Annotated in this window: 16 protein-coding genes and 1 pseudogene; 12 read left to right on the top strand and 5 right to left on the bottom strand. The window is 72.2% G+C overall.

All coding sequences use genetic code 11. The annotated features are described in order from the left end of the window. The first annotated feature begins 314 nt into the window (after positions 1–314). From ACE101_RS08040 to ACE101_RS08030, 3 genes are all read left to right on the top strand, one after another. Entirely contained in the window at positions 315–806 is a 492-nt protein-coding gene (locus ACE101_RS08040; RefSeq protein WP_379127680.1) for a Ros/MucR family transcriptional regulator, read from the top strand. Between the two features lie 80 nt (positions 807–886). Then, the gene (locus ACE101_RS08035) at positions 887–1,177 is read left to right on the top strand and encodes a hypothetical protein (protein ID WP_379127678.1); all 291 of its coding nucleotides are present in this window, start codon (positions 887–889) and stop codon (positions 1,175–1,177) included. Positions 1,178–1,246: 69 nt separating this feature from the next. Beyond that, the gene (locus ACE101_RS08030; RefSeq protein ID WP_379127675.1) at positions 1,247–1,501 is read left to right on the top strand and encodes a hypothetical protein; all 255 of its coding nucleotides are present in this window, start codon (positions 1,247–1,249) and stop codon (positions 1,499–1,501) included. Positions 1,502–1,697: 196 nt separating this feature from the next. On the opposite strand, the gene ACE101_RS08025 is transcribed toward ACE101_RS08030, so the two are convergent. Beyond that, positions 1,698–2,210: a hypothetical protein gene (locus ACE101_RS08025; RefSeq protein WP_379127672.1), complete on the bottom strand. Its 513-nt coding sequence runs from the start codon at positions 2,208–2,210 to the stop codon at positions 1,698–1,700. Positions 2,211–2,374: 164 nt separating this feature from the next. Further along, positions 2,375–3,319, bottom strand: a complete 945-nt coding sequence (locus ACE101_RS08020) for a GlxA family transcriptional regulator (protein ID WP_379127669.1) — start codon at positions 3,317–3,319, stop codon at positions 2,375–2,377. Positions 3,320–3,435: 116 nt separating this feature from the next. Here ACE101_RS08020 and ACE101_RS08015 point away from each other — a divergent pair, with 116 nt between their 5' ends. From ACE101_RS08015 to ACE101_RS08000, 4 genes are all read left to right on the top strand, one after another. Next, positions 3,436–4,236 (top strand): SDR family NAD(P)-dependent oxidoreductase, encoded by an 801-nt coding sequence (locus ACE101_RS08015; RefSeq protein WP_379127666.1) that lies wholly within the window; start codon positions 3,436–3,438, stop codon positions 4,234–4,236. A 157-nt stretch (positions 4,237–4,393) separates the two neighbouring features. After that, positions 4,394–4,840, top strand: a complete 447-nt coding sequence (locus ACE101_RS08010; protein ID WP_379127663.1) for a (2Fe-2S)-binding protein — start codon at positions 4,394–4,396, stop codon at positions 4,838–4,840. Between the two features lie 11 nt (positions 4,841–4,851). Next, complete coding sequence (locus ACE101_RS08005; RefSeq protein ID WP_379127660.1) at positions 4,852–7,155, top strand: xanthine dehydrogenase family protein molybdopterin-binding subunit; 2,304 nt, start codon at positions 4,852–4,854, stop codon at positions 7,153–7,155. Between the two features lie 34 nt (positions 7,156–7,189). After that, complete coding sequence (locus ACE101_RS08000) at positions 7,190–7,996, top strand: SDR family NAD(P)-dependent oxidoreductase (protein ID WP_379127657.1); 807 nt, start codon at positions 7,190–7,192, stop codon at positions 7,994–7,996. Positions 7,997–8,016: 20 nt separating this feature from the next. Here ACE101_RS08000 and ACE101_RS07995 read toward each other — a convergent pair whose 3' ends face one another. After that, entirely contained in the window at positions 8,017–10,551 is a 2,535-nt protein-coding gene (locus ACE101_RS07995) for an MFS transporter (protein ID WP_379127655.1), read from the bottom strand. 191 nt (positions 10,552–10,742) lie between these two features. Here ACE101_RS07995 and ACE101_RS07990 point away from each other — a divergent pair, with 191 nt between their 5' ends. The 5 genes and pseudogenes from ACE101_RS07990 (at position 10,743) to rclC (ending at position 13,326) form a co-directional block, all read left to right on the top strand. Next, complete coding sequence (locus ACE101_RS07990; RefSeq protein ID WP_379127652.1) at positions 10,743–11,426, top strand: response regulator transcription factor; 684 nt, start codon at positions 10,743–10,745, stop codon at positions 11,424–11,426. Between the two features lie 81 nt (positions 11,427–11,507). Next, a pseudogene (locus tag ACE101_RS07985) lies at positions 11,508–11,729 on the top strand (response regulator); the annotation flags it as partial. Positions 11,730–11,909: 180 nt separating this feature from the next. After that, entirely contained in the window at positions 11,910–12,236 is a 327-nt protein-coding gene (locus ACE101_RS07980) for a hypothetical protein (RefSeq protein WP_379127649.1), read from the top strand. 88 nt (positions 12,237–12,324) lie between these two features. Next, positions 12,325–12,672, top strand: a complete 348-nt coding sequence (locus ACE101_RS07975) for a carboxymuconolactone decarboxylase family protein (RefSeq protein ID WP_379127647.1) — start codon at positions 12,325–12,327, stop codon at positions 12,670–12,672. 15 nt (positions 12,673–12,687) lie between these two features. Further along, on the top strand, positions 12,688–13,326 hold the full coding sequence (gene rclC / locus ACE101_RS07970; RefSeq protein WP_379127645.1) for a reactive chlorine resistance membrane protein RclC: 639 nt from the start codon (positions 12,688–12,690) through the stop codon (positions 13,324–13,326). Between the two features lie 82 nt (positions 13,327–13,408). Here the strand turns inward: rclC and ACE101_RS07965 are convergent, their stop codons facing one another. Both ACE101_RS07965 and ACE101_RS07960 read right to left on the bottom strand, forming a co-directional pair. Then, the gene (locus tag ACE101_RS07965) at positions 13,409–14,431 is read right to left on the bottom strand and encodes an AraC family transcriptional regulator (RefSeq protein WP_379127642.1); all 1,023 of its coding nucleotides are present in this window, start codon (positions 14,429–14,431) and stop codon (positions 13,409–13,411) included. A 205-nt stretch (positions 14,432–14,636) separates the two neighbouring features. Then, positions 14,637–14,999 carry a hypothetical protein gene (locus tag ACE101_RS07960; protein ID WP_379127640.1) on the bottom strand — a complete coding sequence of 121 codons (363 nt, stop codon included), beginning with the start codon at positions 14,997–14,999 and terminating at the stop codon, positions 14,637–14,639. Positions 15,000–15,186 lie beyond the last annotated feature (187 nt).

Below are 15,186 nucleotides of genomic sequence, written 5' to 3'. Positions count from 1 at the left end.
GGGGGTGATACGGTTTCCGGAAGATCACTTTCGGAAACCGTATCACGAGCCCGCGCGGCGCCTGAGCGAGGCCGGTTTCCGCATCGCGAAGCGATCATCCGGAAACCGTATGAGACGCGAAGCCCCCTGGCTTCACGGGCTCGGCGCGCCGCCGGGCGCACTGTCCGCGGCCACCGCCAGAAGAACAATCGATCTATATCGATCGGACTAAATCACTAGATCGATCGATATGGTCGCCGCGGTTTCGATCGCCCAAGCATTGACGTCGAGATATTCACCGAGCAAACAATCAACGAGCAAGCGGGGTCTCAGAAATGAATACGAGAAGCGACGCTCCTTCGCGATCCTGCGACGGATCCCTGATCGATCTGACCACCGGCATCGTATCGGCTTACGTGAAAAGCAACGCATTGCCGGTGGCGGACCTGCCGGATCTCGTGCGGAACGTGCATGCCGCGCTGGAGCGGCTCACCGTGCCGCCGCCCGCCGAGGCTGCCCTTCCCGTGCCGCCGGTCGCGATCCGCAAGACGGTGACGCCGGACGCCATCATCAGCCTGGAGGACGGCAAGCCCTACAAGTCGCTCAAGCGGCACCTCACCGCCCGCGGGCTCATCCCGGAGCAGTACCGCGAGAAGTGGGGGCTGCCCGCGACCTATCCGATGGTGGCCGAGACCTACGCGCAGCGGCGCTCCGACCTCGCCCGGACGCTCGGCCTCGGCCAGTTCCGGAGCCAGCGGGCGGCGGAGCGGCGGGCCGCGCGGGAAGCCGCCGGGGGCGACCACGCCCCGGCCCTCGCGGCGGAATAAGGTCAGATCGTCGCCCGGCGGGATCCCCGAGCCGGCGGAGGCGTTTCCACGCTCCCTCTCGCTTTCGGAGGTCTCGCCTGGTGTCGTCTCCGCTGCTCCCGCTGATCGTCACCGCCGTCTTCGCGGCCGGCCTGTTCGTCATCACCCGGCTGGAGCGATGGGCCAACCTCGTCGGCGGCGTTCTCGGCGTCACCGCCGTCGGCCTGTTCTGCGTGCTGCTCATGGCGGTCACGCCGCCGACGCCCGCGGGCGACGGCCGGGCGAGGACGCGGGCGCCAGGCAGCACGGCGCCAGCAGGCACGGCGCAAGGGAACACCGCACAGGCGAGCACGATGCCGGCATCCGAGATCGCCTGGATCGCGAGGCCGTAACCGGCGGGCGCCGAACCTTCGCCACGAAGAGAGCCGACGAGTGCCGGCCAAGCAGTTCGGAGCCGGGCGATGAAACACGCTCTCCTGGCAGGAGCCACCGCGCTCCTGGCAAGCCTATCGCTTCCCGCCGCCGCGAAGGATCCGCCGCGGCCGGCGGTCACCAAGCCATCCCCCGAGCCGGCCCGGCCGGCCGCCGCCGAGGAAGCGATGCCGGGCGTCGATCCCGCCGTGCTCGCGCAATGCCGGACCGAGGCGGACGGCAAGCGGCTGAGGGGCGAGGACCGCGCCACCTTCCTGAAATCCTGCACCGAGCCGGAGGATTGATACGGTTTCCGGACGATCACTTTCGGAAACCGTATCACGAGCCCGCGCGGCGCCTGAGCGAGGCCGGTTTCCGCATCGCGAAGCGATCATCCGGAAACCGTATGAGGCGCGGCGCGGAGCACGGCTCTGCGCCCGCTGGAGCGGAGCCCGATTCCGTCATTCCGAACGGACCGACCGGATCGGGGCCATGGCGCGCTCAGGCGGCGCGCGCGATCAGCCGCCGCACAAGGGCGCGAGCCCGGCCAGCCACCGCCACGGCGGTCTGCCACGCGCGCGTGGCGCGGGCGTAAGCCAGCAGCGCCTCGCGGATCCGGACGGAGAAGCCGATCGCGACGGCGAGCCACCGGATAGTGAGGAGCTTGTCGCGCCCGGCGTGATAGATGCGCTCCACCAGCACGAAGCTCACCAGATAGGCGCCGCCGAGAAGCGCCAGCCCGCGCCACAGATGCCCCTCGGCCATCCAGATCACGCCGAGGACCTTCAGGGGCTCGACGCCGAGGAAGGGCACGGCGAGGAGGGCCAGGATCGCGAAGCGCGGCAGGCGGGCGATTCCCGCTTCCAGGCGCCGCACCAGGGCGAGCCGCGAGAGCGCCTCGTAGAGAGGGCGGTAGAGCGGGCGCGCCAGTTCCGCGCCGATGACGAAGGCGGCGACCGTGATGTCGGCGAGGCCGAGGAGAAGACGCAGGGGCAACGATCGAGGCTGAGGCATGGCCGTTCCGGGATGGGGGAAGCCCGTCAGGGCGGTGATGGCACGGCGCGGGATGCGCCGCGGTGCCAGGAGTCACCGCCAAGACTCGCGCGGGCAAGAATCGCCCGAGCAGGACTCACCCGGGAGTGTGGCGGCGCGGAGACCGCGACGGGCCCGGCTGAGGATCAGGCCGGTGCGGCCAGCGGGCGGGCGGCCCGGCGCAGCCCCTGCGGCGGCTGGCCGAAGGCCCGCAGGAAGGCCCGGCGCATCCGCTCCGGGTCGGAGAAGCCCGTCTCCCGCGCCACGATCTCGACGGGGTGGCGGGTCTGCTCCAGCATCAGCCGCGCCGCCTCCACGCGCAGCTGCTCCACCGCCCTGGCGGGGGATTGGCCGGTCTCGGCGCGGAAGGCGCGGCTGAACTGGCGCGGGCTCAGCGCCGCCGCCGCGGCGAGTTCCTCCACCGACAGGGGGCGCCGCAGGTTCTGGCGGGCGAAGCTCAGGGCCGCCTGGATGCGGTCCGACTTGGGGGCGAGTTCGAGCAGCTCGGAATGCTGGGTCTGGCCGCCCGCCCGGCGGTGATACATCACCAGCTTGCGCGCCACCGACCGCGCGACTTCTCCGCCCAGATCCTTCTCCACCATCGCCAGCGCGAGGTCGACGCCCGCCGTCATCCCGGCCGAGGTCCAGACCGGGCCGTCGACGATGAAGATGCGGTCCTCCTCCACCTGCACCCGCGGGAAGCGGCCCTGGAGGGCGCGCGCGACGGCCCAGTGCGTCGTCGCCCGCCGCCCGTCGAGCTGGCCGGCCTCGGCGAGGACGAAGGCGCCCGTGCAGATCGCCCCGAGCCGGCGCACCGCGGGCAGGCGGGTCGCGACCCAGGCCGTCAGCCCCGCGCTCGGCTGCGGCACGTCGATCCCGCCCCCGACCAGCACCGTGTCGAAGCTCTCCCCGGCCATCGGCCGGCTGCTCACCTCCGGGCCGGTCGAACTCGGCACCGCGCCGCCCCGCTCGGACACGGTCGCGAGGTCGTACACGGCCCTGCCGGTGCAGACATTGGCGAACTCGAACACCGAGCCGGCGGCCAGGCTCATCATCTGGAAGCCCGGGAAGATCACGAATCCGATCCGCATCGCGCCCTCTCGTCGCCCGTCCCGAAACGAGGGATATACGACATATGAGCCATGAACCAGGGAGCGTAACCCTCTCCGCACCGGCAGCCCGCCGACCCGCCCCGCGGAGCAGTCCCATGACCCTGTCCCCCCACGGCACCGCCCTCGTCACCGGCGCCTCCTCCGGCATCGGCGCGGTCTATGCCGACCGCCTCGCCGCCCGCGGCCACGACCTGATCCTGGTCGCCCGCAGCCGCGGCAAGCTCACCGACCTCGCCGCCGGCATCGCCGATCGCACCGGGCGCTCGGTCGAGATCGTCGCGGCCGACCTCGCCGACGCGGCCGACCTCCGCGCCGTGGAGCGGCTGCTCGCGGAGGATGCGAGTATCGCGATGCTGGTCAACAATGCCGGCGTCGGCGCCACCGCGCCGCTGCTCGCCGCCGATGTCGACGCCATGGAGGCGATGATCGACCTCGACGTCACGGCGCTGATGCGCCTGACCTACGCGGCGGCGCCCGCCTTCGCCGCGCGCGGCCGCGGGACTATCGTCAACATCGCCTCGATCGCGGCGATCGGGCCGGAGATCCTCAACGGCGTCTACGGCGGCGCCAAGGCCTTCGTGCTCGCCTTCAGCCAGTCGCTGCATCACGAGCTGGCCGGGAAGGGCGTGCGGGTGCAGGCCGTGCTGCCCGGCGCCACCGCGACCGATTTCTGGGGCATCGCCGGAACCCCGGTCGAGCACCTGCCGGGCGAGATCGTGATGCGCGCCACCGACATGGTGGATGCGGCGCTCGCCGGCCTCGACGCGGGCGAGGTCGTCACCATCCCGGCCCTGCCCGACGCCGCCCAGTGGCAGGCCTACGAGGCCGCCCGACAAGCGATGCTGCCCAACCTCTCCCGTGCCGAGCCGGCCGCGCGCTACCGCCGGACCGCCTGACCGCGGACCGCACGGTCCGCCATACAAACCTTCGTATGGGCACCCGAAGACAAAGTATGATCTTGCAAAAACCGGATCATACTATCGAACGGCGCCTCATGTCATAGTCTTCGTTCGTCATCAGGCGGCATCAGACGGCACGATTGGAGAGCATCCGATGTTCCAGGTCACGATCAACGGCCACGACCATCGCGTCGACGTCGAGCCCGACACGCCGCTGCTGTGGGTGCTGCGCGACACGCTCGGCCTGACCGGCACCAAGTACGGCTGCGGGATCGCCCAGTGCGGCGCCTGCACGGTCCTCCTCGACGGTCAGGCGACGCGCTCCTGCCAGGTGCCGATCGACAGCGTCGGGACGGCCAAGGTCGAGACCATCGAGGCGGTGGAGCAGGATCCGGTCGGCCGCAAGGTCGTGGAAGCCTGGGTCTCGGGGCAGGTGCCGCAATGCGGCTACTGCCAGTCCGGGCAGGTCATGGCGGCGACCGCCCTCCTCAAGGAGACGCCCAAGCCCACCGACGCGGACATCGCCGCCGCGATGACCAACCTGTGCCGCTGCGGCACCTACAACGCCATCGCCGCTGCCGTGCGGCAGGCGGCGGCCTGAGGGAGACGGGCATGATGGACCATCTGCGCTCCGACCTCGCCTCTCCGGCCGCCCCGATCCCGGCCGTGGCGCCCGCGGGCGTCACCAACCTCTCGCGGCGGCGCTTCCTCGGCACCGCCGCCGGCGCCCTGGTGCTCGGCGTGGCGCTGCCGATCCGCGGCCCGCGCGCCGAGGCGCAGGGACCCGCCGAGGGAGCGGGCGCCGTGGCGCCCAAGCCCGGCACCCGGGTGCCGGCCTTCCTGGAGATCCGCCGCGACGGCACCGTGCGGCTGCTCAGCCCCTTCGTCGAGGGCGGCCAGGGCATCGCCACCGGCATGGCGCAGATCGTCGGCGAGGAACTCGACGTGAACCCGGCCCGCTTCGTGGTCGAATGCGCGCCGCCGGGCCCCGATTACGCCGTGGTGAACGGCCTGCGCATGACCGGGGGCAGCTTCTCCACCCGCTCCAGCTACGCGGTGATGCGCCAGCTCGGCGCCACCGCCCGCGACATGCTGATCCGCGCCGCCGCCGCACGCCTCAAGGTGCGCGAGGCCGAGCTGACCACGCGCGACGGAAGCGTGGCGCACGCCGCTTCCGGCCGCACGATTCCCTACGGCGACCTCGCGGCCGACGCCCTGGCGCTCAAGCCCAACGAGAGCGCGGCGCTGCGCGATCCGAAGACCTTCCGCTACATCCGCCAGCCCGTGGCGCGGCTCGACGTGCGCGACAAGTCGACCGGGCGGGTCGTCTACGCCATCGACCAGAAGGTCGAGGGCATGCTCTACGCCGCCGTGCAGCATGCGCCGCATTTCGGGACGGAGCCGGAGGGCCTCGAGAACGAGGCGGCGGTGCGGGCGATGCCGGGCGTGCATTCCGTCCATCGCCTGCCCGGCGCCGTCGCGGTGGCGGCCGACAGCTGGTGGCGCGCCCGCAAGGCGGTGGAGGCGCTGAGCGTCCGCTGGAGCGCGCCCAAGCCCCGCGGCCTCGACACGGTGGCGGCCGATTTCTCGTCGGAGGGCATGCTCGCCGCCCTCAAGGCCGAGATGGCCGAGGCCCATGGGGGGGAGGCCCATGGAGGGGAGGCCCATGTGGCGGAGGCGGAGGGCGACCCGGCCGGGGCCTTCGCGCAGGCGGCCCGGGTGATTGAGGCGGAGTATCACGCCCCCTATCTCGCCCATGCGCAGCTGGAGCCGCCCTCCGCCATCGCCCGCTTCAACCCGGACGGCACCCTCGACGTCTGGACCCCGAACCAGATGCCGGAGCTGTTCCAGGCGCTCTCCGCGCAGGCCGCCGGACTGACGCCCGACCGCGTGCGGATCCACTCGCCGATGCTCGGCGGCTTCTTCGGCCGCCACTTCGCCTACGGACCCGGCAACCCCTATCCGCAGGCGATCCGCCTCGCCAAGGCGACCGGCCGGCCCGTCAAGGTGCTGTGGTCGCGCGAGGAGGAGTTCCTCAACGACGCCCTGCGTCCGCTCTCCGCCAGCCGCTTCCGCGCCGCCCTCGACGCGAACGGGCAGCCGACCGCGATCACCGTGCGCACCGTGGGCGAGGGCCCCATCGGCCGCTGGTTCGGTGCGCTGTTCAAGAGCCCGGTCGATTCCTCGGCGGTCGAGGGCATCATCGCCAAGCCCTACGCGATCCCGAACCGGCGCATGACCTTCACCAAGCTCGCGCATCCGGTGAACATCGCCTTCTGGCGCTCGGTCGGCCACTCGATGAACGACTTCTTCTACGAGGGCTTCCTCGACGAGATCGCGCAGGCGGGCGGCCACGACCCCTTCGCCCTGCGGATGGCCCTGCTGAAGGACCAGCCGCGCCATCGCCGGCTCTTGGAGGCGGTGGCCGATCTCGCGGGGGGCTGGAAGCCGGGACCCTACGCGGCGGAAGGGGGCCGGCGCGCCCGCGGCGTCGCCATGGCCTCGCCCTTCGGCTCGGAGACCGCGACCATCGCGGAGGTCTCGGTCGCGGAGGGCGAGGCGCGGGTCCACAATCTCTGGATCGCCTTCGATCCGGGCAGCGTGGTTAACCCGGCCATCGTCAAGGCGCAGGTGGAATCGGCTGCCGCCCTCGGCCTGTCCTCCGCCCTGTTCGAGCAGGTGGTCTACCAGGACGGCGTCCGGCAGGCGCGCAACTTCGACGCCTATCCGATCCTGCGCCGCGAGCACATGCCGGCGGTTCACGTGCGGATCGTCGAGAGCGGGGCGCCGATGGGCGGGGTGGGCGAGCCCGGCCTGCCCGGCGTGCCCCCGGCCGTGGCGAACGCCGTCGCGGCCCTCACCGGCCAGCGCGTGCGGGCCCTGCCGATCGCCAACACCAAGCTGTCCGGCGCCTGAGCGAAGCCGATTTCCGATCGGAACGGAGCCCGTCATGACCTCATCCCCGCACGGCACCGCCCTCGTCACGGGTGCCTCCTCCGGCATCGGCGCCGCCTACGCGGCCGCGCTCGCCCGCCGGGGGCACGACCTGATCCTGGTGGCGCGCGACCGCGCGCGCCTCGCGGATGCGGCGGCCCGGCTCTCGGGCGAGACCGGCATCCGCGTCGAGATCCTCCCGGCGGACCTCACCCTGGGGGCGGATCGCGACGCCGTGAGCCGGCGGCTCGCCGCGGACGCGGCCATCCGGCTCCTCGTCAACGCGGCGGGGCTCGGCCCGTCCGGCCCGGCACTCGGCGGCGCGCCGGAGCGCTACGACGCCATGGTCGCCCTCAACGTCGTGGCGCTCCAGCACCTCACCCTTGCGGCGGCCGAGGCCTTCGCGGCGCGGGGCGGCGGCACGATCGTGAATCTCGGCTCGGTGGTGGCGCTGGTGCCCGAGCGCTTCAACGCGCCCTACGTGGCGACCAAGGCCTACGTCCTGGCGCTCACGCAGGCCCTGGCGAGCGAGGTCGGCGGCAAGGGCGTGCGGTTCCAGGCGGTGCTGCCCGGCATCACCCGGACGGAGATCTTCGAGCGCGCGGGCGCCGACCTGTCGGGGATCCCCGCGGCGATGATCATGGAGGCGGACGACCTCGTGCGGGCGGCCCTGGCGGGGCTGGATGCGGGGGAACTCGTCACGATCCCCTCGCTGCCGGAGGCGGCGGACTGGCAGGCCTTCGAGGCGGCGCGCCTGCGCCTTGCCCCGAACCTCTCCCACAAGCGGCCGGCCGCCCGCTACGGGAGCACGGCGGCGGCCTGAGGCGATCGCCGCCGCCCGCTTCAGGCCGGGGTCGGATCCGGCATCCGCTCCGCGGCTAGCGGCTCCGCCGCCGGCAGCTCGACCTCGAAGAGGGCGCCGCCCGCCTCGTGGTTGCGCCCGCGCAGCGCCCCGCCATGCGCCTCGACGATCGTCCGGCAGATGGCGAGCCCGATTCCCATGCCCTCCCGCTTGGTGGTGAAGAACGGGTCGAACAGCTTCGGGAGGTGCTCCGGGTCGATGCCGCTGCCGTGGTCGCGCACCGCGAGCCGGACCATGCCGGGCTCGCTCGTGTCGAGACCGATCCACAGCCGGCGCTCCGCCTCGGGCCGGCCGGCCATGGCGTGCACGGCGTTCGTCACGAGGTTGACCACCACCTGCTGCATCTCGACCCGGTCGACCATCACCGGCGCCGGATCGGCCGCGAAATCCAGCTGGACGGCGGTCGCGGCGAGGAGCAGGTCGCGGTCGAGCAGGGCCACGGCGTCCTGGACCGCGTGGCGCAGATCCACCCGCTCCGGGTGCCGGCGCTGCTGCCGGAGCTGCTCGCGCGTCCGCTGGACGATCTGGCTCGCGCGCAGGCCGTCCCGGACCGCGCGCTCGGCGGCGGTGGCGGCGGCCTCGATGTTCGGCGGGTCGCGCCGGAGCCAGCGCATGCAGGCCTGGGCGCTCATCACCATGGCGCCGATCGGCTGGTTCACCTCGTGGGCGATCGAGGCCGAGACCGCCCCCACCGTCGAGACGCGTCCGGCGCGGGCGAGCTCCTCCTGCGCGGCGAGCAGCGCCTCCTTGGCCTGCTCGCGCGCGGTGACGTCGACCATCGCCACCGCCACCCGGTCGAAGGCCGCCGCGTCCTCCGGCAGGGCCGCGACGAGGATCACCGTGACGGACTGCCCACCGAGCGTGGTGAGCGGGACCTGCGTCTCGAACCGGCCCCCGCCCGCCCGGATCCTCTCGATGATCGGCCGGAGGATCGCGTCGCGGTCCGGCAGGAAGCGGCCGAGGGGCCCGAGCACCTGATCCCGCGCGGTGCCACCGAGGAGCCGGACGGTCGCGTCGTTGACGTCGACGAGCCGGATCCGGGCCGCCGCGGCGGGCAGGAGGTCCGGCCGGCCGGTCCCCTCCGCGAGGATCTCGCGCAGGGGCGAGAGGTCCACCTCGCAGAGGGAGACGTGGGTCTGCTCGAACAGCGAGCGGTAGCGCCGCTCGCTCTGCACCAGCGCACCGAGGGCGCGCCGGCGGGCGCTGACGTCGAAGGCGATGAGGCTGATCCCGCCCGTGATCGCGAGGTAGAAGCCGACGGCCGGCAATCCGCTGCGCTCGGCCAGCGCCTGCGCGATCATCGGCGAGAAGGCGCCGCCCAGGATGCCGCCGATGTTGAAGGCGACGGAGGTGCCCGTGTAGCGCACCCGGGCCGGGAACAGGCTTGGCAGCCACGCGCCGAGGGGGCCGTTGACGAAGCCCATCACCGTGAGCGCGAAGGCGAGGAACAGGAAGATCACGAACAGCGACCCGCTCCCCAGCATCGGCGCGAGCAGGATGCCGGAGAGGATGGTCCCGACGCAGCCGACGATGAGGATCCGCTCTGGATCGAGCCGGTCGGAGAGCCAGCTCGCTGCCACGATGGCGGCGGCCATGAACAGGATGGCGCCGAGTTCGATCAGGAGGAAGGCGGCGCGCGGATAGCCCAGGATCGAGGTGCCGTAGCCGAGGGCGAAGGCCGTCGCTGTGTAGTAGAGCGAGAAGCACGCCACCACGCCGAACGTGCCGGCGAGCACCTGGCCGGCATGGGTCCGCAGGAGTTCGATGAGCGGCACGCGCGGCGGCTGCGCCTCGGCCAGCGCCGCGGCGAATTCTTCGGTCTCGACGAGGTTGAGCCGGATCCAGAGCCCGATCCAGACCAGGGGCGCGCTCGCCAGGAACGGCACGCGCCAGCCCCACTCCTTGAACTGCTCGGGGGTGAGGAGGACGGTGAGGAGCAGGAACAGGCCGTTCGCCAGGATGAAGCCGACCGGCGCGCCGAGCGGCGCGAACATGGCGAAGCGCGCCCGCCAGCCGGCCGGCGCGTTCTCGAGAGCGAGCAGCGCCGCCCCGGTCCATTCGCCGCCGAGCGCGAGGCCCTGCCCGAAGCGCAGCAGGCAGAGGAGCAGCGGCGCGAGCCATCCGGCGACCGCGAAGGTGGGGAGGAAGCCGATGGCGGCGGTCGAGGCGCCCATCAGCAGGAGCGAGGCGACCAGCGTCGTCTTGCGGCCGACCCGGTCGCCGAAATGGCCGAACACTGCGCCGCCCAGAGGCCGGGCCATGAAGGCGATGCCGAAGCTCGCATAGGCGCCGATCAGTTCGGCGGAGGGCAGCGAGGCGGGGAAGAACAGCGGGCCGAAGACGAGGCTCGCCGCCGTGGCGTAGATGTAGAAGTCGTAGAACTCGACCGCCGTGCCGATCAGGCTCGCCAGGAGCACGCGCGCGGTGGTCTGCCCGGGCGCCCGCGCCCGCGCCCCGTCCCTGCGCCCGGAGGCCCCCGGCGCCCCGCCGGCGGATCGCACGACAATCCCCGTCATCGCCCGCATTCTCTCCGTCCCGCGTCTTTCCCGGCCGCCGCTTCGCCGTGGATTGATGGATCCCGGGCTCCGCGCCGCGCCCGTGCTTAGCTTGGCTGATTGTTCGAGACAAAGCCGCGTGTTAGGTCGGCGAAACAGCGCCGATATGCTTCGAGGGCATGGCCTGTCGGATCGAGCGGGAGGCGGGGCGGATGGCAACGGCAGCGAGCGACCGTCGGCCGCCGGGTGCGTCCCGCAAGCCGGCCGAGACGGCCGCGGGCACCGCGCCCCTGGTGCTGATCGTCGAGGACGACGCGGGCGTGCGCGACGGGCTGGGGGACCTCCTCGCCTCCGTGGGCCTCGAGACCCGGGCCTTCGCCAGCACCGCCGAGCTGCTCGCCGCGACGCTGCCGGACCGGCCGGGCTGCCTCGTCCTCGACGTGCGCCTGCCCGGGCTGAGCGGCCTCGACCTCCAGGCCAAGCTCGCCGCGATGGGCAACCGGATGCCGGTGATCTTCATGACCGGCTACGGCGACGTGCCGATGAGCGTGCGGGCCATGAAGGCGGGCGCGCTGGACTTCCTGACGAAGCCCTTCAACGACCAGGACATGCTGGACGCGGTCGCGGCCGCGATCGAGCGGGATGCGGCGCGCCGCCGCGCCGGGGCCGCTGCCGACGAGGTGGCCGAACTCGCCGCGACCCTGACCCCGCGCGAGACGGAGATCATGGCCGCCGTGGTCAAGGGCCTGCTCAACAAGCAGATCGCCTACGATCTCGGATTGTCCGAGATCACGGTGAAGATCCATCGCGGCAACGTCATGCGCAAGATGAAGGCCGGATCGGTCGCCGACCTCGTCCGCAAGGCCGAGCTGCTGAAGGCCCGCGCGCAGGGCTGACCGCGGCGGCGGGTTTCCCCGCGGCGGGTTTCCCCGCGGGACCCCGAACGTTGGTCTGAGTACGACGGCCAGGCCGAGGTCGCCTGCCTGCTGACGGACGTGAACATGCCCGGCCTCAGCGGGCTCGACCTGCAGCACATCCTGCGCTCCCGGCATCCGGCTCTGCCGGTCGTCATGATGACCGCGCTCACCGACGAGACCATCCGCAGGCGCGCCCTGGCCGGCGGCGCCGTCGACCTGCTGCGCAAGCCGATCATGGCGGACGACCTCATCCGCTGCCTGGACGAGTCCCTCGGCCGCTGAGGCTTGCCGCCCATCCGGCTCGCCCGTGAGCGGGCCGCAACCACAAACCTTCGTATATCCGCCTAAACGACAGTATGTCATAAATAAAACCAGGCCATAATATCCAGAATAGAGCCTGAAGCTAAGATATCTCCATCAGCGCAAGTCAATCGAAGCGCCAACGATCCGATGGAGATCATCATGACCCGCACGTTGCTGATCGCCCTGGCCGCGCTGGCCGGGGTTACCGCCTCGGCCCAGGCCCAGGATGCCGGCCCGGCCCCGGTGACGCGCACGATCAATGCCTGGGGGCAGGACTTCCGGGTTCCCGTCCAGGGCCCGGGCGGCCTGTTCGCGGGTGCGCCGCAGGCCGAGGCGGTTCCGACGACCGGCGCCCTCTCCCGCCCGTCGCGGGGCTACGTCCGCTTCGCGCCCGCCGCCGCGACGCCGGCCCCGGCCGAGCCCGCTTCCGTCGCGCCGCGCGGCGAGCTGCGCCCCGGCCAGTGGTGGTCCTGCCCGATCTGCTGATCGGCCCCCGCCCTCAGACCCTCGCGCCGCGACCCTGCCGGCTGCCGCCGGCACCGGGGTCGCGCGGCCCCCGCCGGAGACACGAACCATGCCCATGTTCGACTGGAACACCTACCGCAAGCAGCTCCTGGACGGCGTCGGCGGCTTCGCCAAGCTGAGTCCGGAGACCGTCCGCGGCTACGGCGCCCTGAGCAGCGCCGGGCAGAAGACCGGCCGTCTCGACGCCAAGACCCGCGAGCTCATCGCGGTGGCGGTGGCGATCAGCCTGCGCTGCGACGGCTGCATCACCGTGCACACGGACGCGGCACGCCGGCTCGGCGCGACCAAGGAGGAGATCGCCGAGGCGCTCGGCGTGGCGGTCAGCGTCAATGCGGGGGCCGCGGTCACCTACTCGACGCGGGCGCTCGACGCCTACGACGCCTCGGCGTCGCTCTGAGGGGAGGGCACGGTCATGACGAATCTCAGCCTTCGCTCCGTGCTGGGGCTCGTGGCGAGCGCGCGCTCCGAGCGGATCGGCCTGCACGGGATGCGGATCGCCATCGCGATCATCTTCCTCTGGATCGGCGGCGTGAAGTTCGCGGCCTACGAGGCCGACAGCATCACGCCCTTCGTGGCCAACAACCCGGTGATGCGGATGTTCTACGCCCATCCCGACGCCTACAAGGCCCACATGACCCGCGAGGGCGAGCTGAAGCCGGACGAGCGCGCGTGGCAGGAGGCCAACGGCACCTACCGCTTCTCGAACGGGCTCGGCGTGGTGGAACTGCTGATCGGCGGATTGACCCTCCTCGGCCTCGTCTCGCGCCGCCTCGGGCTCGCGGGCGCCACGCTCGCCTTCCTCACGCCGATCGTCACGCTCTCCTTCCTGGCGACGACCCCGGAGGCCTGGGTCCCGGCGCTCGGCGACGCGCAGCACGGCTTCCCGTATCTCTCGGGCGCCGGCCGGCTCGTGCTCAAGGATGTGGCGCTCCTGGCGGGAGCCTGGCTCGTCCTCGTCGACAGCGCCCGCGCGGTGCTGGAGAACCGGGGCGCCCGCGCCGGCCTCGTCGCGGCGCCCGCCGCGGTCCGGGCTCTCGCCGGCACGCGCTGAACCCGGCCTCGACCGACACGACCCGCGGCGTCGGCGCCGCGGGCCGTTCCGGTTACGGGGCGGCCGCCGGCCGGGCCAAGGCTCAGGCCCGGTTCTCCCGCCGCCACGCGCTCGGCGTCGTCCCGGTCCAGCGCCGGAACGCGTGGGTGAAGGCGGCCGGCTCCGAGAATTCGAGCGTCGCGGAGATCTGCGCGAGGCTCAGGTCGGTATCCGCCAGCAATTGCTTGGCGACGCCGAGGCGGGTCTCGGTCGCCACCGACCGGAAGCTCGTGCCCTCGGCCCTCAGGCGGCGGCTCAAGGTGCGGCGGTGGATCGCCATCGTCTGCGCCACCTGCTGCGCGCTGAGCTGCTTGTGGGTCAGGGTGGCGCGCAGGCGCCGGCGCAGCGCGTCGGTGACGTCGGAGGGGATCTCCGATTCGAGCCGGCCGATACGCCGCTCCACGATCCGGCGCAGCAGCGGGTTCCCATCCGCGATCGGGCATTGCAGGAGCGCCTTCGGGAAGACCAGGGCCGCGATCTCCTGCTCGAACCGGACGGGCGCGCGGAAGAAGCCGGTATAGGGCGCGGTGTCCGAGGGCGCGCGCCGCGCCAGCAGCACCTCCTCGGGGGCGCAATCACCGCCGCACAGGGACCGCAGCACGCTCATGATCGCCGCGAGCGCGCGCTCGCAATGGAGCGCCACCCCCTCGGCGCCGGGCTCGTAGGGCGCGTAGCTGACGATGGCGAGGGCGCCGTTCGCCGCGATGCCGATCACCGCGCCGCGGTTGAGCAGGCCCTGATGCGCCTCCAGCGCCAGCAGGGCATCGCCGACGGTCGCGGAATTCCGCATCAGCACGCCGAGCAGGCCGAGCGATGCCAGCGTGGTGCGCTGGCCGGCGAGAAGCCCGAAATCGGGACGGCCGCTGCGGATGGCGGCGAGCGCCGTCAGGCGGCCGAGGGCGGAAAAGCTGATGGCGCCCGTCGGGTCGAGGTGCGGCGCGCCGATCCCGGTCTCCTCAAGGAGGGGGGCGGGATCGATGCCCAGCGCGGCGAGCGCCTCGCAGATCCCCTGAGCGGCCTGGATGTGGACGAAGTCGACCGGGTTCGCGTGCCGGCAATCTCCCATCCGGTCGCGGCGGATCATCGCGCCCGAGGCGGATGCTCGCCCGTGAAAACCAGAGCAGGCCATTCCGCTGCCTCCATGCGGCGTCGTGCAGGGCTGCGCTCCGGACGGAACGGGGGGCGGCCGCGCCGCAACCCATGGGATCACCGGCGATGAGGCGGCGCGCTGCGACCGGCCGGGTCAGGCCGAAGGCATCAGGTCGAAGGCATCAGGTCGAGGCCTTGGGCGCCGGCGGCGTGCTCGCGTCGGATATTCTGTTGGTGATCTCGGAGATCCCCGACTGATAATCGGAAAACAACTGTGCCATGTAGAGGGAGTTGAGACGGTGCAGCTCGGGAAGCGAGCTGCACTTGCTGGCAGCGAGCATGTGCTCGGATTGCGCGAGCAGGCGCCGGCCGGTGAAGCTCAGGATCTCGGCCGCGAGACGCAGCGACGGTTCGAGCGCCTTGGCACCCGGGGGAATGGCGCTCATGGCATTGGTCATGGGATTGGCGGCCGACAGGAGCCCGGCAGCCGGATCCGCACGGCCTCTCGCCTGATGGGTTTGCTGGTGACGATAAGCAGCATCCATCGTCGCCTCCCTCGGTTTCGTTGGTGAAGAACTACCAAGTTTGGCATCGGACAATTTTGATCTGCGTCAAACATCGGCGCTCTCCGGGCGCGAGCACGCTCGGAATTCGTCGCGCGCCGCGGCCCGGGGCGGTCTCGTTTGATCAAGCGGCGGCCCGCCGTGGACCTACACTGACGAGCGGGGACAC

Origin of the sequence: Methylobacterium carpenticola, from assembly GCF_042748905.1 — a bacterium.
Classification (GTDB): domain Bacteria; phylum Pseudomonadota; class Alphaproteobacteria; order Rhizobiales; family Beijerinckiaceae; genus Methylobacterium; species Methylobacterium carpenticola.
Note: the sequence above shows the minus strand (reverse complement) of the source record. Positions and strands in the feature narration are given on the sequence as shown.